The organism is Streptomyces sp. NPDC059852 (assembly GCF_042731455.1).
Taxonomy (GTDB): domain Bacteria; phylum Actinomycetota; class Actinomycetes; order Streptomycetales; family Streptomycetaceae; genus Streptomyces.
On record NZ_JBHWJK010000004.1, the window covers coordinates 223933 to 243924 of the forward strand.

Sequence of the window (19992 nt, forward strand, 5' to 3'; positions counted from 1 at the left end):
ATCACCGCCGCCGAAACAGGGGAGAGTGCCCATGGAGATCGCCCTGGAGCAGCCCGCCCGCGCCCGTCTGATCACCGGCGAGGAGCGCGAACTCCCCGTCCCCGCCACGCTGCGGTACCGGTCCTCGGACCCGCTGGCCGTGCACCTCGACTTCCCGGGCGAGGTCTCCCTCGACGGCCGGGGCGCCGTCTGGACGTTCGCCCGCGGACTGCTGGACGCCGGTCTGCGCGGTCCGGCCGGGGACGGCGACGTCCGCGTCTGGCCCTGCGGCCGCGAGCGCACGGTCGTCGAACTGCACTCCCCGCACGGCATGGCGCTGCTCCAGTTCGACACGCCCGCCCTGGAGCGCTTCCTGCTGCGGACGTGCGCCGTCGTCGCGCCGGGCGAGGAGGACCTGGGCGAGGCCGTGGAACGCGGCCTGAGCGCCCTCTTCGACGGCGTGTGACCGAGGGCGTGTTCCGCCCTGGGGGCGGCACGACGAGGAGGCCGACCGCGGCCGTACCTCCTCGTCGCCCCCTCGTTCAGTAGCGCAGCACGCCCGCGATCCGCTCGGCGTCGTCCAGGGTGCCGTCCGGTACGAACCGGACGTCGGCGCCGGTCTCCAGGCACTGCTCGACGATCTCGTCCACGATGTCCTCGCGGGCGTCGAGTTCGCCGCTCGCCGCCGGGATCAGATGGCCGCCCTCGTCGCCGCGCACCGTCATCCGGAAGTTCTCCTCGACGGCCAGCATCCGCACCCGGCCCTCCCGGGCGCTCTGCCAGACCTCGTCGACACCGGCCGCGTACGCCCTGCGCCCTCGGGCCGCGACGAGTTCACGCATCACCTCGTCGGTGCTCTCCCGGAGGTCGGCGGTGATCCGGGGCGCGACCGCGTGCCACACCGCGTCGCGTGTGCCGTGCGCCAGACCGCCGTGCGGGATGTGCACGGCGAGCTTCGCGGCGCCGCCGATCTCGTCCAGCAGGGACAGCGCCGCCGGTTCGCCGGTGACGTAGAGCCGCCGGGGGTGGCGCCGCACGACCGCGCTCAGCGCGGAGTCGGCGTCCTTGAGGAAGTGCCGGGTGTCCTCGTCGCGGAAGGTGCTCGGCGTGTCGCCGATCCGCTCGCGCCGTTCGGCGTCGAAGTTCTCCGGGCGCCGGGTGAGCGGGAAGCCGCCGGTCCTGGCCTCGGTGATGCGGTCCAGGGTGCCGGTCCACAGGGTCACGCGGTCGGCCGCGACCGAGCAGACCCAGTACGGCCGTTCGGCCGCCTGCGCGGAGACGAGGTTGCGGGTGAGGAAGGTGTCCGAGAGCACCACACGCTCGGGTACGGTCCGGGCGAGCGACCACACCTGGTGCTCGCCGGGGGCCGCGAAGATCACCAGGCCGTCCTCCGCGTACGTGAGGTCCACCTCGGCGAGGGCCCGGTCGAGTTCCCGCTCGACCTCCGCGCGGCGCTCCCGGGTGACCGACGGATCGGACTCCAGCTGCTTCTTGGCCTCGGCCACGACGTTGCGCAGCCGGACCTGGTCCTGGGCCCGGTAGGGCTCGCGGCGATGGGTGGGCGTCAGCACGGACACGGCCGGGTAGGGGCGCGGCCGCCTCAGCTCGGACAGGGTGGTGGGACTCAGTGCGTGCTCCATAAGAAGACGATAGGTCCGATTCGCCTTTAGGGCATTTGGGGCAATCCCTCACCTGGTCGGGGGACTACCGCCGGTCCTCGTCGGGCGCGCACGAACTGCCGTCGGGCGGCAGCGTGCCGTACAGCAGGAACGCGTCGACCTTGCCGTGCACGCACTTGGAGGAGGCGTAACCGGTGTGCCCGCTGCCCTTGTTGTCCAGCACCACGGCGGAGGAGCCGAGCCGCCGCGCGGTCTCCATAGTCCAGCGGTACGGCGTCGCCGGGTCGCCGCGGGTGCCCACGAGCAGCATCTTCGGCGTGTCCACGTCCTTGACGTCCTCGCGGATGAAATCCGTGCCGGCGGGGCGGCCGTAGCACATCAGCACCTCGTTCAGCCGCTGCCGGCCGAAGACCGGGGACGCCTCCTCGTACCGGGCGCGCAGCCGGTCCAGACCGTCGGTGATCTCCCGGCCGGTGGGGCGGTCGGGGTCGTCGGCGCAGTTGATCGCCATCATGGCCGCGGCGGGGTTGTCGAGCGGGACGTCCTCCGCGTCGACCAGGCCGCCGTCGCCGGCCTTCGCCCGCCGCCCGGGGGAGCCCCCACCGCCGGCGAACGCCTCGATGGCGTGCGTGCTGCCGTCCTCGACCAGGGTGGCCAGAGCGCGTTCCAGGGAGGGCCACAGCTCCTTGCTGTACAGGGCGCTGCTCACCGCGGCGACCAGGTCCTGCCCGGTGAACGGCTCGCCGAAGACCGAGGGCACCGGGTCCTTGTCCAGCGAGTCGACGAGCATCACGACGTATCGGCGGGCCTGTCGCGCGTCCTGCCCGAACGGGCACGCGACGTCCTCGGCGCACCAGTCGGTGAACTCGTCCAGCGCCTTCTGCTGCCCCTCGGCCCCCGCCACCCCCTGCTCGGTCAGCGGCTCCGTGAGGGTGTCCACGCCGTCGAGCACCAACCGGCCGACCCTGTCCGGGAACTGGGCGGCGTACACCGCGCCGAGCCGCGTCCCGTACGAGAATCCGAGGTAGTTGAGCTTGCTGTCGCCGAGCGCCGCGCGCATCACGTCCAGGTCGCGCGAGGCGTCGACGGTGCCTATGTGCGGCAGGACCGGGCCCGAGTGCCGGGCACAGGCGGCGGCCGCCTCGCGCAGCCTGTCGAGGACGCCCTGCGGATCGCGCCGGACCTCGGCCGGATCGTCCGGGAGGTCGATCTGCTCCTTGCCGTCCCCGCAGCTGACCGGTGAGGAGCGGCCGACCCCGCGCGGATCGAACGTCACGATGTCGTAGTCGTCCGTGAGGCTCATGAACTCCTTGCCCGCGCTCGCGAACTGGGGCACGCCCGCGCCGCCCGGCCCGCCGAAGTTGACCAGCACCGAACCCTTGCGGTCACCCGTAGCCCGATAACGGGCGAGTGCCAGTTCGAGTGTCCCGTCGCGGGGGTGGCCGTAGTCGAGCGGCACGGTGACCTTGCCGCACTGCATGTCCTTGGGCATGCCCTCGCCCGGGCACTTGCCCCAGGCCACCTTCTGGTCGTAGAAGCGGGACACGGCGGGCTCGGACGGCCTGCCCGTCGGCAGACCCGTGCCGATCACGGCCAGTCCGACCGCGCAGGTGACGGCGGCGCCGCGCCACAGGGTGGGGCGCGTTGACAGCTTTGCCGGCATCGAAGCCTCCAGGGACGCCCGTCGCGGGCCGGGAAGCGGCGTCCTCGGCTCACGATAAGCGGCACCCGGAAGGCACGCCTCCGCACGAACGGCGGACAGGCACCCCCGCCGACCGGGCGAGATATGCAGTGATCGGACTTTTTACCCCTAGTTCGACAACCCTGCACTCGATGGGGTGAATGGCCGATAAGCCATAACTCGGATGGATCGCTCGCGTTTTATCCGGTGCGGGCGAGTGCTCGTGACCATGTCTGGAAGGCAGGGACCCTATGAGACGGGTTACCCGAAACGGTGTGATCGCCATCGCTGCCGCCTCGGGCGCGATGGCCGTGACGTTCCCGGCTTACGCCGACTCCGCGGCGGACGGTGCCGCGGCCGACTCGCCCGGAGTGCTCTCCGGGAACACCGTCCAGGTTCCGGTGCACGTGCCGGTGAACGTGTGCGGGAACACCGTGAACGTGGTGGGGCTGCTGAACCCCGCCGTGGGCAACAAGTGCGTCAACGAGGACGCGGGCGCCAAGAGCGACAGCAAGAAGGAGGACAGCACGTCCGCCACGTCCTCCGTGAGCGGGGCGAAGGCGGAGGGCGTCTCGACGGAGTCCGGCGGCATCGGGTCCGGCAACGTCGTCCAGCTCCCGGTGCACGTGCCGGTCAACGTCACGGGCAACAGCGTGAACGTGATCGGTGCCGGCAACGCCGCGATCGAGAACGAGTCGGCGAACGTCTCCGGCGAGGAGACGCCGGCGACCACGCTGCCGGCGCCCGAGAAGGCGAAGCCGCGGGCGCCGAAGCCGCGGTCCGTGCCGCCCGTGCACGTGCCGCACGAGGAGGCCGGACCCGTCCTCGCCCACACGGGCGCGGACGCGACCGCCCCGCTCGCCGCGGGCGCCTCGGCGCTCATCCTGGGCGGTGCCGTCCTCTACCGGCGGTTCCGTACCCAGGCGGTGCGCTGACCTCGTCGTCAGGCACCGCGTGAAGGCCCCACCCGCGTGACACGAGCGGTGGGGCCTTCCGTGCGTCACGGCGCAGCCCCATGCGCCCGTCGGGCCCGGCAACGGCTCGATCACGTCGTGACCGCCGTCCCGGAGATCAGCGAGGATGCCGCGTGACCGCATCCCCCACCGAACGGAGCGCCCCATGGCCCTCGCGGCCCCCACGGACCTCGTCGTCGGCCGGGCCGGACCGGACGACTGGCCGGTCATCAGCGGATGGGCCGCCGCCGAGGGCTGGAACCCGGGGACGTCCGACGGACCGGCGTTCTTCGCCCAGGATCCCGACGGCTTCTTCCTCGGCCGCGTCGACGGCGAGCCCGTCTCCGCGATCTCCGTCGTCACCTACGGCCCCGACTACGCGTTCCTCGGCTGCTACCTGGTCCGCCCCGACCTGCGCGGCCGCGGCCTCGGCCTGACCACCTGGAACACCGCCCTCGCCCACGCCGGGAACCGCACGGTCGGCCTCGACGGCGTCGTCGCCCAGCAGGACAACTACCGCCGCTCCGGCTTCACGCAGGCCCACCGCACCACCCGCTTCACCGGCGTCGCCCGCACCACCGCTCCGCCGGCCGGAGTCCACCGCGCACGCCCGGAGGACTTCACAGACATCGCCGCGTACGACGCGCTGTGCACCCCCGCCGACCGGCCCCGCTTCCTGCGGCACTGGCTCGGCGCCCCCGGCCACCACGCCGTGGTCCGCCGCTCCGGCACCCGCGTCACCGGCTACGGCGTCGTCCGTCCCGGACACGACGGCCCGCGCATCGGCCCGCTCTTCGCCGACGGCCCCGAGGACGCCCAGGCCCTGTTCGACGCGCTGACCGCCCACACCGGCGGCCAGGAGGTCGCCGTCGACGTACCCGGGACCAACCCGGCCGGCCTCGCCCTGGTCCGGACGGCCGGCTTCACCCCGTCCTTCGAGACGGCCCGCATGTACACCGGCCCGGTCCGGCCGTACGCCCAGGAACGGGTGTTCGGGGTGACCACCCTGGAACTCGGCTAACGCGCCCGCCCCGCCAGCAGCACCATGCCCGAGTCGCCGTAGTCCGGGAGTGTCGGGTCGGTGTCGATGCGGGTGACGGACAGCTCGCGGGTGAGGGGCGCGAACACCGCCGTGACGATGCCGGGGTCCACCGGGCAGCCCGGCCAGCGCGAGGCCGGGCCGATCCGGTACGTCGGCAGGTTCTCCATGAACGCCGCCACCAGGTACCCGCCCGGCGCCACGCACCGCACGAACGCCTGGCAGAACGCGGCGAACTCGGCGCGGTCCTCGGTGGCGCCCTCCGCGACGAAGTGCATGGAGGCCAGGCCGTAGTGGCCGGACGGCAGGTCCCGTACGTCGGCGTGGACCACGTGCACCCGCGCCAGCGCCCCGGCCGGCGTGGCGGGCAGCGCGGGATTCAGGCGGCGGCACAGCTCGTGGAACGGCAGCCAGCTGGCGTCCGGACCGTCCAGGATCTGCTGCTCCAGATAGGCCACGTTGCCCGCGCCCGCCTCCACCGCCTCCACCCGGCGGCTCGCCGCGGCGGCCAGGATCAGCGGATACACGTTCGGTCCCGCGCCGAACTCGACGGAGCGGCCGAGGGAGCCGGGCGGCAGCCGGCGGTAGAACGCCGAGTGATGCGCGATCACAGCCGCGTCGCAGGGGTGCACCTCGCGGTAGTTCTCCGCCAGGTAGTCGGCCACCGGCCAGCGGTCCCAGTCCACGTCGTCGTTGTGCGTGGTCATGCTCGGTCCTTCGGACGCAGCGGGTAGCGCGCGGCGAGCCGGGTGAGGACGTCGTTCAGCCGGTCGATGTCCTCGTCCGTGTGCAGCGCCGTGAGCTGGACACGGAAGCCGACCCGGTCACGGGGGACCAGCGGATAGGCGGCCACCGTCACATAGATCCCCTCCTGCCACAGGAACCGCGCGACCTGCTCCAGGTCGGACGGGTCGGCCAGCGGCACCTCCACGATCGGCAGCCGGTCGCTGTTCAGGGTGCCGACGTCGAGGGCGTCCAGGTGGTCCAGGACCCGGGCGGTCAGGCGGAACAGGTCGGCCCGCAGGGCGTCACCGCGCCGGTCGTTCACATCGAGCCCGGCGAGCGCGGTCGCCAGGGACGCCGTGGGGGAGGGACCCGAGTAGAGGTAGGGGGCGGCGGCCGTCTTCAGCCGGTTCTTCAGCTCGGTGGGCAGCGCCAGGAAGGCCAGCAGCGACGAGTACGCCTTGGAGAACCCGGCGGCCAGGACGACACCGTCGTAGGACTCGCCGGTGTGCCGCACCACCGCGTTGCCCCGCACGCCGTACGGGCACGGCTCGGCGGGGGAGCGCTCGCCGATGACACCGAAACCGTGCGCGTCGTCGACGTACAGCGTGGCTCCGTGGGCCCGGCAGACGGAGGCCAGCGCGGCCAGGTCGGGGATGTTGCCGGTCATGCTGTTCACCCCGTCCAGGCAGACCAGCCGGGGCGCGCTCGCCGGGGCCGCGGCCAGCAGGGCGTCCAGCTCCTCGGGGCGTTCGGCGTGGAACCGGCGCAGGGTCGCGCCCTGTCCCCGGGCCACGGTGCAGCCGTCGTAGATCGTGCGGTGCGCGGTCGCCTCCACGAAGGCGTACCCGTCGTCGGCGAGGACCGGGATCACCGAGGTGTGGATGATCGTCAGCGTCGGCAGCAGCAGGGTGTCCGGGGCGCCCAGCAGCTCCGCCAGCCGCTCCTCGATCCGCGGGTACAGCCGCGGGCTGCCCAGCAGCCGGGACCAGCTGGGGTGCGTGCCCCACTCCTGCACGGCCGGGTCGATGGTGGCGGCGATCTCCGGGTCCCAGTCGAAGCCGAGGTAGTTGCACGAGGCGAAGTCGATCAGCCAGTGGCCCCGGCTGCGGATGTGCCGGCCGCGGACCTCGTCCAGGACAGCGTCCGTCATCGGGCTGGTGCGGCGCAGCCGGTCCAGGTCGGCCTCCCGCACGGCCCGCCTGCCGCGCGCCGGCAGGATCCGGCGGTCGCCGTCGCGGCGCCGCTCGGCGGTCCCCGGTGCGGACCGGCCGCCCTCGCGGCGCAGCACCTCCCGGCTCTGCTCCAGCGTCATCGGCCGGGCGAACAGATAGCCCTGCCCGAACCGGCAGCCCATCCGGGCCAGCAGGTCCCGCTGCTCGGGCTCCTCGATGCCCTCGGCGATCACCTGGAGCCCCAGGGTGTCCGCGATGTGCACGATGCCCTCGACCAGCGCGACCTGCTGGGCGTCGCGCGGGATGTCGTCGATGTAGGACTTGTCGATCTTCAGGACGTCGATGGGGAAGTCCCGCAGGTAGCGCAGCGACGAGAAGCCGGTGCCGAAGTCGTCGACCGCGATGTGCACCCCCAGGTCCTTCAGGGACCGCAGCATCGCCTGGACCTGGGTGTCCCGGCGCAGCAGCACCGTCTCCGTCAGCTCCAGCTGAAGACTGCCCGGCGCGAGCCCCGGCGTCCGCAGGGCCTGGTCGACCTGCCGCACGAACCCGTTGTCACGGAACTGGCGGGCGGAGACGTTGACGCTGACGTAGGGGGGCCGCCCGGGCACCCGCTCCTCCTGCAGTCCCGCCATGTCGCGGGCCGCCTGCTCCAGCACCCAGGAGCCGAGGGCGCCGATGTGCCCGGTCTCCTCGGCCAGGCTGATGAACTGCTCCGGGGTGACCGGCCGTTGCGCGGTGTGCGGCCAGCGGGCCAGCGCCTCGAAGCCGACGACCTCGCCCGCGGTGATGTCCACGACGGGCTGGTAGCGCACCGCGAACTCGCGTGCGGCGACCGCCTGGGCGAGCCGGCTCTGCAGGTCGTGCCGTTCGATCATGCGGCTGTGCAGCAGGGGGCGGAAGCGGCGCCACTGCCGTTTGCCCGCGGCCTTCGCCGCGTACAGCGCCAGATCCGCGTGGCCCAGCAGTTCGTCGGCGTCCGTGCTGTCCCGTGCCGTGGCCACCCCCACGCTCGCCGACACGGTCACGGACTCGCCGCCCAGCGCGAAGGGCCGGCCCAGGGTCTGGATCACCTGCGCGGCCAGCAGCTCCGCGTCGAGCTGCTGCCGCGCGTCCTCCATCAGGACGGCGAACTCGTCGCCGCCGAGGCGGGCCGCGGTGTCGGTGCGGCGCAGCGTCCGCGACAGCCGTATCCCGACGTCCTTGAGCAGATGGTCGCCCGCCGAGTGCCCGAGCGTGTCGTTGACCAGCTTGAAGTCGTCGAGGTCGATGAAGAGCAGGCAGGTCAGCGACGCCTCGCGGCGGCCCCGCAGCAGGGCCCGCTCGATCCGCTCGAGGAGCAGCGTCCGGTTCGGCAGCCCGGTCAGCGAGTCGTGGAAGGCGCGCTCGGTCAGCTCGTGCTCCAGCCGCCGCTGCTCGGTCACGTCCCGCAGGGTGACCACCAGGCCGGCGACCGTGCGCTCGTCACGGAAGTCGCTGCACCGCACCTCCACCTCGACCTGCCCGTCGGGATGCCGTACCCACCAGTGGTCGTGCGTGGCCCGCGGCCCGATCTCGCGGACGGCCGCGAGCTGCCGGGCCGCCCGCAGCCGGTCGCGGGGGTCCACCAGCTCCGGCAGCGTCCGCCCCACCAGGTCCGAGCTGCCGAACACGGTGGCGGCGGACGGGCTGGCGTACCGGATCACGTCGTCGTCCTCCAGGATCAGGATGACGTCGGACGCGTTGCGCACCAGCGTGCGGAAGTACGCCTCGCTCTCCCGCCGGATGACCTCCTGGCGCAGCACCACCCGCTCCTTGGCGAGGCCCGCGTGCGAGGCGAGGATCTCCAGCGAGCTCCGGGTCTCGTTGAGCCGCGCGGGAGGCCCCGCCACCAGCAGCACACCCGGGATGTCGCCCGCCGGACGGTCGGGCGGGACCATCGGGCAGACCAGGGCGGACGACAGCCCGTCCAGACGGGCCTGGACCTTCGGTTCGAGGCTGTCGGCGGGGACCAGCCGGGCGTGGCGCGGGGTGAGTGCCGACGTCCGCTCGGCCGGCAGCAGCAGGGTGCGATGGTGGACGGCGGGACCGAGGAGCCGGTCGACGGCCGCCTCGCAGGAGCGGACGACCTCCTCCTGCCGGACCGCCGACACCAGCGAGGCGCCGGCCGCGCGCAGCGCCAGCTCCCGCTCCACGGCCCGGCGATGGGCCACCACCATGCCGGCCAGACGCAGGATGACCAGCAGGAACAGCGTTCCCGAGAACGCCGCGATGATCGGCACGCCGTGCGGCTTGTCCTTCAGTCCCTCGATCAGCAGGACCGTCGGGGCGACGAACGTGGCCACCGTGAGGAGCACCAGCCGGCGCGGCGGCGGGAGCAGGGACTCGCGCACCGGCTCCGCCGCGGTCAGCTCCACCATCGCGGGGTGCAGCGCGGCCAGGCCCCACGCCGTGTAGAAGACGATCCACCCGGCGTCGACCAGGGTGCCGGTCCGCCACTCGTCGTGCAGCTGCATGATCCCGTAGGTGATGTCGAAGCCGAGCAGCGTCACGGTGCCCACGACGAGCAGCGCCAGCGACGCGTTGTGCCGGCTCGCGGCGCTCGGGGTCAGCAGCCGGGCGAGCAGGGCCAGCACGAGCACGTCGCCGAGCGGGTAGGCGATGCTGATGGCCCGCTGCTGCCAGGTGAGCCCGTCGATCTCGGTCAGCGGCTGGACCAGGAACACCCAGACGGGGAGCGCGAGTCCGGCGGTGAGGATGAGCGCGTCCACCAGCCCGGGCAGGTCGTGTCCGGTCCAGCGGTGGCGGATGAGACCGGACAGGCCGACGGCGAACAGCACGTAGTTCGCGAGGTAGAAGGCGTCGGCGGGGGACGGGAACGGGTTCTCGACGTGGAAGTACGTCTCCATCACGTTGTAGTACGTGTCGCCCGTGACGAAGCAGAACAGCCCCGCGGCCAGGATCCACCAGGGCCAGCGGTGGGCGGGCCGGTTCACATGGATGCCGACCAGCATGGCGGCGAACCCGAGCAGACCGATCGACGCCCATACCGGGGTGAGCGCCGCCGGGACCGTCATGTAGACGACCGTCGCCGCCGCGACCAGGACGAGAAGGGCGCACATCAGCCGCCGCGGCGACGGCCACGACCGGCGCCCCGCACCGTCGGAGGAGACCGGGCTCCCCACCTGGTCCGTGCCCATCCTCGATCGTAGGCACCGCCGATCGGCGCCTGCATCTCGGGCGGACGGGTTGTCAGCCGGCGCGTGTGTGGAACCGCAGATGCAGGGCGCGGATGTCCTCCGTCAGCTCGGGGACCGGCCCCTCGACGGTCACACCCGGTGCCACCTCACGCACGGGGAGCGGCCGCACCGGCGCCGCAGGGACACCCAACTCGGCCAGCCAGCCGGTCAGTTGCTCCGACGAGGCGACGTACACGATCCGTCCCAGGCCCACCCAGGCGTGCGCGGCGGCACACATCGGGCAGTGCTCGCCGGAGGTGTACACCGTGGCCGAAGCCCGTTCCTTCGGGGACAGGTGGGCGGCGGACCAGCGCGCCAGCTCGAACTCCGGGTGCCGGGTGCGGTCCCCGGAGGCCACCCGGTTGTGGTCCTCGGCCAGTACGGTGCCGTCCGCTCCCACCAGGACCGAGCCGAAGGGCTCGTCCCCGGCGTCCAGGGCCTCGGCGGCCAGTTCGACGCAGCGGCGCAGGTACGGCAGTTCGGCGTCCTCGACGGCCATGGTGCGGGTCCTCCTCCAGACGGGGTTGCTCCGGCCCTTCCATGGTCGCCGACGGACGGCACCCGTGGCGTGGCCGAGCCCGGCGCGGGCCGAATCAGGTGCTAAAGCGCTTGCCCCAGCTCCGGGTTGGTGCTGAGGTGACCGCATGGATCCCGCCGCCGTTCTCGCCCTGTTCGACCGTGATCTGCGCGAGCACGCGCGGCCGGACAGCCCGGACTCCGTGGTGGAGCGGATCGGCCCGGTCGTCCGCCAGGTGTCGTCAGGCCCGGGGTGGAACGGCGTCGTGTGGTCGGCGCTGGACGGGACGACGGCCGACGCGGCGATCGCCGCGCAGATCGCCCACTTCGACGGGCTCGGGCTGGAATTCGAGTGGAAGCTCTATGGCCACGACCGCCCGGTCGACCTGGGCCGGCGACTCCGGGACGCCGGTTTCACGGCCGAGCCGGAGGAGACGGTGATGATCGCGGAGGCCGCCGCCCTGGACCTGGACGCCCGGCCGCCGGCCGGTGTCCGCCTCGTCCCGGTGACCGACGCGGCCGGCGCCGATCTCGTCGCCGAGGTGCACCGCGAGGCGTTCGGCGGCGACGGCGCGCGCATCCGGCACCAGCTCCTCGCGCATCTCGCGACCGGCGCGGACACGGTGCTGGCCGTGGTCGCCCTGACGGACGACGGGACGCCGGTGAGCGCCGCGCGGATGGAACTCGTGCCCGGGACCCGGTTCGCCGGGCTCTGGGGCGGCGGGACCGTGGAGGGCTGGCGGGGCCGTGGCGTCTACCGCGCGCTCGTCGCGCACCGCGCCCGTGTCGCGGTGGACCGGGGCTACCGGTACCTCCAGGTCGACGCCATGAGTACCAGCCGCCCCGTCCTGGAGCGCCTCGGCTTCGAGCCGCTGACCACGACGACGCCGTACGTGCACAGGCCCTGAGGCGCGCACGCGAAGGCCCGCGACCGGAACGCCGGTCGCGGGCCTGTGCCTGGTGCGCGGTGGTTTCCCGCGCGGGTGTCAGCGATGGGCCTTCGCACGGTCCAGTGCGGCGACGCCCACTGCGGCGAGACCGATCTGGATGAGCCACTCGATCCAGTCCACGCCGTTCGTGTCGTTCACGTCCAGTCCGGCGGCGATCGCCGACCCGATGAGTGCGGCCACGATGCCGACGAGGATCGTCCACAGCACGCCGATGTGCTGCCGCCCCGGTACCACGAGCCGTCCGAGCACACCGATGACAATGCCGATCACGATGGCACTGATGATCCCCGAGATCTCCATTTCGCTCCTCTTCTCCGATCCCCGCATCACTGCGGACTGTGCCCGCGTCACAGCGTGTGCCCCCAGGAGCGGGGAACAGTCCTCATCCGGTCGCACAGGCGTGCGCCGAGCGGCATGAGGAGGCCGGTCCGTCGAGCGGACCGGCCCGGGCGAAGCCCGTTCGTCGTGCGCTACGACCTGGTGGTGCTCCTCGCCGCCGTGCCGGCGCACAGGAGGCCGAGGACCACGGCCAGCGCACCGATGACGATGTTGTTCACGACCACGCCGGCGTCCGGGCTGTCCCCGACGATCCATGGCGCGATGATCATCCAGACGCCCAGTGCGCAGAAGGCCCAGCTCAGGCCGTACATGCGCTCAGGAGCGCGGGTGAATCCGAGGGCCAGCAGCCCGATGGCGATGCCCATGATCAGGTTGTGGGTCACCAGCGGGGGCTGGCTGGTCGTGTAGTGGAGTATCCAGGGGGACGCGGCGCAGTACAGACCGAGCAGGAACACCGGTCCGTCCAGGAGCGTCACATCGCGGCCCCCGAGCATGCGGTCGTAGCGATCCCGCATCTCGGGTACGTCCGGATGGCTGGCTATGTCACCTCTGGTGTGCGAGACGTCGGCCATGACTCGTCTCCTTTGACTCGCAGGCCTGACCGCTCCGTGAGCGGGGTGCTGTTGAAGCCACCTTCAACCATTCTGCGCTTATTTTTTCCTTATGTGTAGCGGGGGGCGCGGACGGGGGCCGGGCTCCTCACCGGCCACGTGCCCGCCGGAAGCGCTCCAGGCCCTCGCCGAGCCCGACGACCGGCGCCGGGTAGCCGAGCGCGGCACGGTCGTCGTCGCCGAGCCGCCACGGTTCGTGCACCCGCACCCCCTCGACCTCCGTCAGCTCGGGCACCCAGCGGCGCACGTAGCGCCCCTCGGGGTCGTACCGCTTGGCCTGCAGGACGGGGTTGAGGACCCGGTGGGGCCGGGTGTCCGTGCCCGTCCCGGCCACCCACTGCCAGTTCAGCTGGTTGTTGGCCAGGTCGCCGTCGACCAGCAGGTCGAGGAAGTGCCGGGCGCCGATCCGCCAGTCCACGTACAGCGTCTTGGTGAGGAAGCTCGCCGTCAGCAGCCGCCCCCGGTTGTGCATCCAGCCCTCGTGCCGCAGCTGACGCATCGCCGCGTCCACGACCGGGTAGCCGGTACGGCCCTCCCGCCAGGCGGCGATGTCCCCCGCCGCCTCCTTCTCCGGCCGCCAGCGGTCGCCGCGCGTGCGGTAGTCGGTCGTGGCGGCGGCGGGCCGCGCGGCGAGGACCTGCCGGTGGAAGTCACGCCAGGCGAGCTGCCGTACGAACGCGTCCGCGCCCGCGCCACCCTCCCGGCGGGCGCGGTGGACCAGCTCGACGGGGGAGAGGGTGCCGAAGTGCAGATGCGGCGAGAGCCGGGAGGTCGCGTCACCGGCGAGGTCGTCGTGCCGGTCCTCGTAGACCGCGAGGCCCCCGCGCAGCCAGGCCGTGAGCCGGCGGCGGCCCTCCGTCTCCCCGCCGGCCGCGAGCCCTTCCGCCAGCCCGGACAGGCCGCTGCGTCCGGGGAGCGGCTCGGACCCCACGCCGTCCGGCACGCGCACCGCCCGGGGCGCGCCGAGCGGGTCCCGCAGCCGGTGGTCGGACCAGCGCCGGAGGTACGGCGTGAAGACGGCGAAGTGGTCGGAGGAGGCCGGGGTCACCGCGCCGGGAGCGACGGCCGTCGTGACCGTGTCGTGCACGTGCAGCCGCACTCCCTGCGCCTCCAGTGCCCGGCGCAGCCGTTCCTCCCGGCGCTGGGCGTGGGCGCTGACGTCGGACGCCATGTGCACCTCGTCGGCGTCCGCCTCCGTCACCACCCGGCACACCTGCTCGACGAGGTCGCCCCGGCGCACGACCAGCCGGCCGCCCCGCTCGCGCAGCCCGGCGTCCAGGTCGCGCAGGCAGTCCGCGAGGAACGCCAGCCGGTTGGGCGCCGCGAACCCGGCCGCGTCGACGGCCGGGTCCCGCACGAACAGCGGAACGGTCCCCTCGGTGCCGTCCAGGGCCGCACGCAGCGGCGGATGGTCGTGCAGACGCAGGTCGCTGGTGAACAGGACGACCGAGATGCTCATGGCGCGTACTCCGGGGGCGGACTTCGAGGACTGCGGGGCGCGGGTCGGCGGTGGGGTTCGCGACGCGTGGGTCGAGGACGTCCGGGCAGCTCAGGGGTGGGTGGCGCGGTCCGTCGCCGCGGGCAGGGGGGACGCGGCAGCCGCTCGCGCGATGTTGCGGGCCATCCCGCCGAACACGATCGCGTGGAACGGCGACACACTCCACCAGTACGCGTGGCCGAGCAGCCCGCGCGGGTGGAACAGGGCGCGCTGCCGATAACGGGTGCGGCCGTCCGGGCCGGTGAGCGCCCGCATCTCCAGCCAGGCCAGTCCCGGCAGCCGCATCTCCGCGCGCAGCCGCAGCAGCCGGCCCGGCTCGATCTCCTCGACCCGCCAGAAGTCCAGCGAGTCGCCGACCCTCAGCCGTGCCGCGTCCCGCCGCCCCCGGCGCAGCCCCACCCCGCCCACCAGCCGGTCCAGCCAGCCGCGCACCGCCCAGGCGAGCGGGAACGAGTACCAGCCGTTCTCCCCGCCGATGCCCTCGACGACCCGCCACAGTGCCTCGGGCGAGGCGTGCACGACCAGTTCGCGGTGGTCGGTGTAGAGGCTGCCGCCCGCCCAGTCGGGGTCGGTGGGGAGCGGGTCGCTGGGCGCGCCGGGCACCGACGCCGACGACCACCGGGTCGTCACCCGCGCGTCGCGCACCCGCCGCAGGGCGAGCCGCACCGCCTCGTCGAAGCCGATCGGATGCCCCGGCGGATCGGGCACGTACCGGGCGATGTCGTGCTCGCGGCACACCACCTCGTGGCGCAGCGACTCGGTCAGCGGCCGGGCGATGGAGGCAGGCACCGGGGTCACCAGGCCCACCCAGTGGCTGGACAGCCCCGGGGTGAGCACCGGCACCGGCAGGATGACCCGGCGAGCGAGCCCGGCCACCCGCGCGTACCGGACCATCATGTCCCGGTACGTCAGGACGTCCGGGCCGCCGATGTCGAAGGTCCGGTTCACGTCCGGCGGCATGAGCGCGCTGCCGGCGAGGGCGCGCAGGACGTCCCGGACGGCCACCGGCTGGATACGGGTGTGCACCCAGCTGGGCGTGACCATCACGGGCAGCCGTTCGGTGAGGTAGCGCAGCATCTCGAAGGAGGCGGAGCCCGAGCCGATGATGACGGCCGCCCGCAGCACGGTGGCCGGCACCGGGGAGTCGAGCAGGATGCGCCCGACCTCCGCCCGCGAGCGCAGATGCGGGGAGAGCGTGTGCTCGGGCACCCCGGCCGGGGTGAGGCCGCCCAGGTAGACGATCCGCCGGACACCCGCGGCCCGGGCCTGCTCGGCGAAGGTCCGGGCCGCCCTGCGGTCGGTCTCCTCGAAGTCCTTTCCGGTGCCCAGCGCGTGCACCAGGTAGTAGGCGACGTCGACGCCCTCCATGGCGCGGGCCACGGACCCGGCGTCCATGACGTCGCCGCGCACCACCTCCACGTCCGGGGCCCACGGATGGTCGCGCAGCCGTTCCGGTGAGCGGGCCAGACAGCGCACGCGGTGCCCGGCGGCGAGCAGTTCGGGCACGAGGCGCCCGCCGATGTATCCCGTGGCGCCCGTCACCAGGCACCGCACTCCCTCACCCACCGCGTCGCGTTCCATGCCGTCGGACGTCCTCACCTGTCGGGGCCTTCACGAGGACTTCCCCGCCGGGGGCCGTCCGGGATGCGGGCGCGGTACGGCACACCCCCGGACGGGCGAACACGCCGGAGGCGGGCGAAGTCGTGGACATGCTCACGGCGGCCGGGGGCAGACGGTTGTGTACCGGGCAGGACAGGACGATCCGGCCCGGGCTCGATGGGTGGAAGACGGTGTGGAGGTGGCTGCCGCCATGGGTGCGAAGGTGTTGGAGCGGTTTCCGGCGGGGTCTCCGCGCGGATCGTGGCCGGCGGAGGAGTACGCGGCCGAGCGCCGCGCCGAGGGTGAACCCGCGACGGTCGTCATGGACCTGAAGTCGGACGCGTTCCTCGTCGTGGTCCCCGTGGGCGACGACGACTGAGCCCTTCCGGCCGCACAGAGGCGGGGTCCGCTCAGGGCGCCTTCGAGGTCAGCACGTCCAGATGGGCGCCGCGCGACTCCGCCGTCTGGCCCTGCACCAGCAGGAACAGGGCCTCCCGGGCGAGGCGTTGAGCCGTGCCGGTCAGAGCGAGGGAGCGTCCGCCGCCGGCGACCACCGCCGCGGTCGTGGCCGTGCGCATCAGCTCGGCCGCGTCGACCCGCAGCGCCAGCCGCTCCGCCAGGGTCGCGTCGGTGACGGGCGCGTCGGCCAGCTCGTAGGCCCGCGAGCGGACCGCCCCCACACGGGTGCGCAGCGGCCCGGCCACCTCGTCGTCCAGGAGCGCGAGCGCCGCCTCCGTGATCCCGAACACCGCCGGGGAGGCGCTGACCGCCTTCGCGCGGTCCTTCACCGCCCACTCCTCGTACGGCACGCGCAGCGCGACCGACTCGGGCGGCAGCCACAGCCCGTCCAGCTCGAGCGAGACCGTGCTCGACGCGGTGAGGGCCGCGAGCCGCATCGGCGCCGACGGCCGCAGCCCCGGCTGCTCCCTGGCCTCGGTGAAGGCGAACACCGCCTCGCCGCCCTCCGCGATCCCGGCGAGCAGCATCACGTCGTTGAGCCCCCAGCCGGTGTACCAGGGCACCCTCCCGTCGAACCGCAGCCCGCCGCGCTCCCCGCTGACCCGCACCGGCGTCCGTGGGTACGCCCGCAGATGCGCGTACGCCACCCCCGACAGCAGCTCCCCACGGGCCAGCGGGCCGAGCAGGCGCTCGCGCACCGGCCCCTCGCTCGCCGCCAGCGTCGCCACCGGCGTGTGGTGCTGGGTCTGCACGAACCACGTCGAGCAGCAGGCCCCCGCGAGGATCTCCGCGGTGCGCCGGGCCACCACCGCGGGCGCCGCCCAGCCGCCGTACTCCCGCGGGGCGCTCACCCCGAGCAGCCCCGAACGCCGGATCGCCTCGATGTGGGACGCGGGCACGCCCTCCTGGTCGACCCGCGCGGCGTGCGGGGCGAGCAGATCGGCGGCGACGTGCCGGGCGCGGTCGACGAGGGGGTGGTCCAGGGTGGTCATGACGAGAATTCTCGCGGCAGGATCCCGCGAGGTGTCGATCCGGGGGCGTGCCGTTCGTGTAGAGGGTGAGAACCGCTACGACGCCGCAGGAGGCCGCCGTGAAGTACTACCTGCTCAATGTGATGCAACCGGTCGGGGAGCCGCCCGCCCCGGAGGTCCTCGCCGAGATCGGGAAGAAGCTCGACGCCCTCAACCAGGACCTGCGCGAGGCGGGCGCCTGGGTCTTCGCCGGAGGACTGCACGGCCCGGAGTCCTCCACGGTGCTGCGGCCCCGCGACGGCGACGTCCTCGTCACCGACGGGCCGTACGCCGAGGGCAAGGAGATCCTCGGCGGCATCAGCCTCATCAAGGCGCCCGACCTGGACGCCGCCCTGGAGTGGGGCCGCAGGCTGGCCCTGGCCACCACCCTGCCCATCGAGGTCCGGCCGTTCGCGGACGAAGCCGGGGACCGATGACCGCAGCGGACGTCGAAACCGTCTTCCGCGCGGAGTACGGCCGCGCGGTGGCGGTCCTCGTCCGCCTCCTCGGCGACATCGACCTCGCCGAGGAGGCCGTCCAGGACGCCTTCACGACCGCCCTGGAGCGGTGGCCGCGCTCCGGTGTGCCGCCGAGCCCGGCGGGCTGGATCATCACCACCGCCCGCAACCGCGCCATCGACCGGCTGCGCCGCGAGACGACCCGGGACGGGCGGCAGGCGCAGGCGGCCCTGCTGCACGCCTCCGACGCACCGCCCGAGGAGGGTCCCGTGCGCGACGAACGGCTCCGCCTGATCTTCACCTGCTGCCATCCCGCCCTCGCCGTGCCCGCCCGGGTCGCCCTCACCCTGCGCCTGCTCGGCGGGCTCAGCACCGCGCAGATCGCCCGGGCCTTCCTCGTGCCCGAACCGACGATGGCCCAGCGGCTGGTGCGGGCCAAGGCGAAGATCCGTGACGCCCGCATCCCCTACCGGGTGCCGCGCGACGCCGACCTGCCCGACCGCCTCGCCGCCGTGCTCGCGGTCGTCTACCTGATCTTCAACCAGGGCTTCGAGGGGGAGTCCGGGCTGTGCGAGGAGGCCGTGCGCCTCGGGCGGCTGCTGGCGGAACTCATGCCGGACGAGCCCGAGGTGAGCGGACTGCTGGCCCTGATGCTCCTCGTCGAGTCCCGCCGGGCCGCCCGCCAGGACGAGCACGGCACGCTCGTGCCGCTCCCCGAACAGGACCGCGGCCGCTGGGACCGCTCCCTGATCGCCGAGGGCCGGACGCTGGTGCGACGGTGCCTGCGGCGCGGCCGGCCGGGCCCGTACCAGATCCAGGCCGCCATCCAGGCCGTGCACAGCGACGCGCCGGGCCCCGCGCACACGGACTGGGGGCAGATCCTGCGGCTCTACGACCAGCTCATGGCCGTCGCGCCCAGCCCCGTCGTGGCTCTGAACCGTGCCGTCGCGGTCGCCGAGACGGAGGGGCCGGCGCCTGCTCTCACCCTGGTGGACTCCCTGGACCTCGACGGCTATCGCGTCCTGCACGCCGTCCGGGCCGACCTGCTGCGCCGCCTGGGCCGGACCGACGAGGCCGTGCGCGCGTACGAGCGAGCCGTCGAGCTGTCCGAGAGTCCGGCGGAGCGCGCCTACCTCACCCGCCGGCGCCTGGAGATCGCCCCGTCGCCCTGACCCCAGCCAGGCCGTACGACCCCGACGACCCCTCGGAGACGCCCCGCGAACCCGACTTCCCCTCCGCGCGGCCGAGTTGACTGGTCTACACCCTTGACTGGTACAGACCAAAGGGGTTGAGTGTGTCCCCACACCCCCCACCACGGCCGCCCCCACGCCGTGGCCGACCTCGTCGGCACGTGCGCACAAGGTCCTTGCTTTGTCATGCCCTTGTCCGGGTGCGGCCGTGCTCTCCGCAAAGGAGCTGATCACGTGCTGAAGCGCCGTCTGGCCGCACTCGTCTCCTCGCTCGTCCTGGGCAGCACCGCTCTGCTGCTCCAGCCGGCCCAGAGTGCCTCCGCCGCAGGATTCGTCGTCAGCGAGGCCCAGTTCAACCAGATGTTCCCGGGCCGGAACTCGTTCTACACCTACAGCGGTCTGGTCGCGGCGCTCAGCGCCTACCCCGGCTTCGCGAACTCCGGCAGTGACACGGTCAGGAAGCAGGAGGCCGCCGCCTTCCTCGCCAACGTCAACCACGAGACCGGCGGGCTGGTCCACATCGTCGAGCAGAACACCGCCAACTACCCCCACTACTGCGACTGGGGGCAGCCCTACGGCTGCCCCGCCGGCCAGGCCGCCTACTACGGGCGGGGCCCCATCCAGCTGTCCTGGAACTTCAACTACAAGGCCGCCGGGGACGCGCTCGGCATCGACCTGCTCAACAATCCCTGGCGCGTGCAGAACGAAGCGGCCGTCGCCTGGAAGACCGGCCTGTGGTACTGGAACACCCAGAGCGGTCCCGGCTCCATGACCCCCCACAACGCCATGGTCAACCAGGCGGGCTTCGGCCAGACCATCCGTTCCATCAACGGCTCCCTGGAGTGCGACGGCAAGAACCCCGCCCAGGTCCAGAGCCGCGTCGACGCCTACCAGCGCTTCACCCGGATCCTCGGCGTCGCCCCCGGCGCCAACCTGTACTGCTGACCGCTCTCCCGGGTCCCGCGGGGTGTGCGA

18 protein-coding genes are annotated in these 19992 nt (G+C 73.3%); 8 read left to right on the top strand and 10 right to left on the bottom strand.

Annotation, left to right across the window (positions count from 1 at the left end; genetic code table 11):
* The first annotated feature begins 31 nt into the window (after positions 1–31).
* Positions 32–445 (top strand): SsgA family sporulation/cell division regulator, encoded by a 414-nt coding sequence (locus tag ACFV46_RS07205; protein WP_361935739.1) that lies wholly within the window; start codon positions 32–34, stop codon positions 443–445.
* Positions 446–521: 76 nt separating this feature from the next.
* Here the strand turns inward: ACFV46_RS07205 and ACFV46_RS07210 are convergent, their stop codons facing one another.
* Positions 522–1619 (bottom strand): chemotaxis protein, encoded by a 1098-nt coding sequence (locus ACFV46_RS07210; protein ID WP_376726024.1) that lies wholly within the window; start codon positions 1617–1619, stop codon positions 522–524.
* 64 nt (positions 1620–1683) lie between these two features.
* Positions 1684–3261, bottom strand: coding sequence for an alpha/beta hydrolase (locus tag ACFV46_RS07215; protein WP_361935733.1), 1578 nt, complete (start codon positions 3259–3261; stop codon positions 1684–1686).
* A gap of 293 nt (positions 3262–3554) precedes the next feature.
* Here ACFV46_RS07215 and ACFV46_RS07220 point away from each other — a divergent pair, with 293 nt between their 5' ends.
* Positions 3555–4214 (top strand): chaplin, encoded by a 660-nt coding sequence (locus tag ACFV46_RS07220; RefSeq protein WP_361935730.1) that lies wholly within the window; start codon positions 3555–3557, stop codon positions 4212–4214.
* 184 nt (positions 4215–4398) lie between these two features.
* Complete coding sequence (locus ACFV46_RS07225) at positions 4399–5253, top strand: GNAT family N-acetyltransferase (protein WP_361935728.1); 855 nt, start codon at positions 4399–4401, stop codon at positions 5251–5253.
* Here the strand turns inward: ACFV46_RS07225 and ACFV46_RS07230 are convergent.
* The 3 genes from ACFV46_RS07230 to ACFV46_RS07240 form a co-directional block, all read right to left on the bottom strand.
* Positions 5250–5978, bottom strand: a complete 729-nt coding sequence (locus ACFV46_RS07230; RefSeq protein WP_361935725.1) for a class I SAM-dependent methyltransferase — start codon at positions 5976–5978, stop codon at positions 5250–5252. The two genes, ACFV46_RS07225 and ACFV46_RS07230, sit on opposite strands and share 4 nt — an antisense overlap.
* Positions 5975–10270 (bottom strand): aminotransferase class I/II-fold pyridoxal phosphate-dependent enzyme, encoded by a 4296-nt coding sequence (locus tag ACFV46_RS07235; protein WP_385497423.1) that lies wholly within the window; start codon positions 10268–10270, stop codon positions 5975–5977. Before ACFV46_RS07235 ends, ACFV46_RS07230 begins: the two co-directional genes overlap by 4 nt.
* 130 nt (positions 10271–10400) lie before the next feature.
* Positions 10401–10886 carry a nucleoside deaminase gene (locus tag ACFV46_RS07240; protein WP_385497312.1) on the bottom strand — a complete coding sequence of 162 codons (486 nt, stop codon included), beginning with the start codon at positions 10884–10886 and terminating at the stop codon, positions 10401–10403.
* A gap of 145 nt (positions 10887–11031) precedes the next feature.
* Here ACFV46_RS07240 and ACFV46_RS07245 point away from each other — a divergent pair, with 145 nt between their 5' ends.
* Positions 11032–11811, top strand: coding sequence for a GNAT family N-acetyltransferase (locus tag ACFV46_RS07245; protein ID WP_376726029.1), 780 nt, complete (start codon positions 11032–11034; stop codon positions 11809–11811).
* A gap of 78 nt (positions 11812–11889) precedes the next feature.
* Here the strand turns inward: ACFV46_RS07245 and ACFV46_RS07250 are convergent, their stop codons facing one another.
* The 4 genes from ACFV46_RS07250 to ACFV46_RS07265 form a co-directional block, all read right to left on the bottom strand.
* Positions 11890–12153: a GlsB/YeaQ/YmgE family stress response membrane protein gene (locus ACFV46_RS07250; RefSeq protein ID WP_062669638.1), complete on the bottom strand. Its 264-nt coding sequence runs from the start codon at positions 12151–12153 to the stop codon at positions 11890–11892.
* A 170-nt stretch (positions 12154–12323) separates the two neighbouring features.
* A complete protein-coding gene (locus ACFV46_RS07255) occupies positions 12324–12764 on the bottom strand; it encodes an SPW repeat protein (protein WP_361935718.1) in 441 nt (146 codons plus the stop codon).
* Positions 12765–12891: 127 nt separating this feature from the next.
* Positions 12892–14262 carry a cryptochrome/photolyase family protein gene (locus tag ACFV46_RS07260; protein ID WP_385497313.1) on the bottom strand — a complete coding sequence of 457 codons (1371 nt, stop codon included), beginning with the start codon at positions 14260–14262 and terminating at the stop codon, positions 12892–12894.
* A gap of 90 nt (positions 14263–14352) precedes the next feature.
* Positions 14353–15882: an SDR family oxidoreductase gene (locus ACFV46_RS07265; protein ID WP_376726032.1), complete on the bottom strand. Its 1530-nt coding sequence runs from the start codon at positions 15880–15882 to the stop codon at positions 14353–14355.
* Between the two features lie 229 nt (positions 15883–16111).
* Here ACFV46_RS07265 and ACFV46_RS07270 point away from each other — a divergent pair, with 229 nt between their 5' ends.
* Positions 16112–16279, top strand: a complete 168-nt coding sequence (locus ACFV46_RS07270) for a hypothetical protein (RefSeq protein WP_283289163.1) — start codon at positions 16112–16114, stop codon at positions 16277–16279.
* A 31-nt stretch (positions 16280–16310) separates the two neighbouring features.
* On the opposite strand, the gene ACFV46_RS07275 is transcribed toward ACFV46_RS07270, so the two are convergent.
* Positions 16311–17351: an acyl-CoA dehydrogenase family protein gene (locus ACFV46_RS07275; protein WP_376726033.1), complete on the bottom strand. Its 1041-nt coding sequence runs from the start codon at positions 17349–17351 to the stop codon at positions 16311–16313.
* A gap of 98 nt (positions 17352–17449) precedes the next feature.
* Between ACFV46_RS07275 and ACFV46_RS07280 the strand changes: the two genes are divergently transcribed.
* The 3 genes from ACFV46_RS07280 to ACFV46_RS07290 all read left to right on the top strand — a co-directional run bounded on the left by ACFV46_RS07280 (position 17450) and on the right by ACFV46_RS07290 (position 19962).
* Positions 17450–17806, top strand: coding sequence for a YciI family protein (locus tag ACFV46_RS07280; protein WP_385497314.1), 357 nt, complete (start codon positions 17450–17452; stop codon positions 17804–17806).
* A complete protein-coding gene (locus ACFV46_RS07285) occupies positions 17803–18999 on the top strand; it encodes an RNA polymerase sigma factor (protein ID WP_385497315.1) in 1197 nt (398 codons plus the stop codon). Before ACFV46_RS07280 ends, ACFV46_RS07285 begins: the two co-directional genes overlap by 4 nt.
* Before the next feature lie 252 nt (positions 19000–19251).
* On the top strand, positions 19252–19962 hold the full coding sequence (locus ACFV46_RS07290) for a chitinase (protein ID WP_376726036.1): 711 nt from the start codon (positions 19252–19254) through the stop codon (positions 19960–19962).
* Positions 19963–19992 lie beyond the last annotated feature (30 nt).

Excerpts from the sequence above, each read along its gene's own strand:
- ACFV46_RS07240 (WP_385497312.1), bottom strand. The coding sequence starts at position 10,886 with ATGGCCGTCGAGGACGCCGAACTGCCGTACCTGCGCCGCTGCGTCGAA.
- ACFV46_RS07205 (WP_361935739.1), top strand. The coding sequence starts at position 32 with ATGGAGATCGCCCTGGAGCAGCCCGCCCGCGCCCGTCTGATCACCGGC.
- ACFV46_RS07265 (WP_376726032.1), bottom strand. The coding sequence starts at position 15,882 with ATGGAACGCGACGCGGTGGGTGAGGGAGTGCGGTGCCTGGTGACGGGC.
- ACFV46_RS07210 (WP_376726024.1), bottom strand. The coding sequence starts at position 1,619 with ATGGAGCACGCACTGAGTCCCACCACCCTGTCCGAGCTGAGGCGGCCG.
- ACFV46_RS07270 (WP_283289163.1), top strand. The coding sequence starts at position 16,112 with ATGGGTGCGAAGGTGTTGGAGCGGTTTCCGGCGGGGTCTCCGCGCGGA.
- ACFV46_RS07255 (WP_361935718.1), bottom strand. The coding sequence starts at position 12,764 with ATGGCCGACGTCTCGCACACCAGAGGTGACATAGCCAGCCATCCGGAC.
- ACFV46_RS07250 (WP_062669638.1), bottom strand. The coding sequence starts at position 12,153 with ATGGAGATCTCGGGGATCATCAGTGCCATCGTGATCGGCATTGTCATC.
- ACFV46_RS07215 (WP_361935733.1), bottom strand. The coding sequence starts at position 3,261 with ATGCCGGCAAAGCTGTCAACGCGCCCCACCCTGTGGCGCGGCGCCGCC.
- ACFV46_RS07235 (WP_385497423.1), bottom strand. The coding sequence starts at position 10,270 with ATGTGCGCCCTTCTCGTCCTGGTCGCGGCGGCGACGGTCGTCTACATG.
- ACFV46_RS07245 (WP_376726029.1), top strand. The coding sequence starts at position 11,032 with ATGGATCCCGCCGCCGTTCTCGCCCTGTTCGACCGTGATCTGCGCGAG.
- ACFV46_RS07230 (WP_361935725.1), bottom strand. The coding sequence starts at position 5,978 with ATGACCACGCACAACGACGACGTGGACTGGGACCGCTGGCCGGTGGCC.
- ACFV46_RS07275 (WP_376726033.1), bottom strand. The coding sequence starts at position 17,351 with ATGACCACCCTGGACCACCCCCTCGTCGACCGCGCCCGGCACGTCGCC.
- ACFV46_RS07260 (WP_385497313.1), bottom strand. The coding sequence starts at position 14,262 with ATGAGCATCTCGGTCGTCCTGTTCACCAGCGACCTGCGTCTGCACGAC.
- ACFV46_RS07225 (WP_361935728.1), top strand. The coding sequence starts at position 4,399 with ATGGCCCTCGCGGCCCCCACGGACCTCGTCGTCGGCCGGGCCGGACCG.
- ACFV46_RS07285 (WP_385497315.1), top strand. The coding sequence starts at position 17,803 with ATGACCGCAGCGGACGTCGAAACCGTCTTCCGCGCGGAGTACGGCCGC.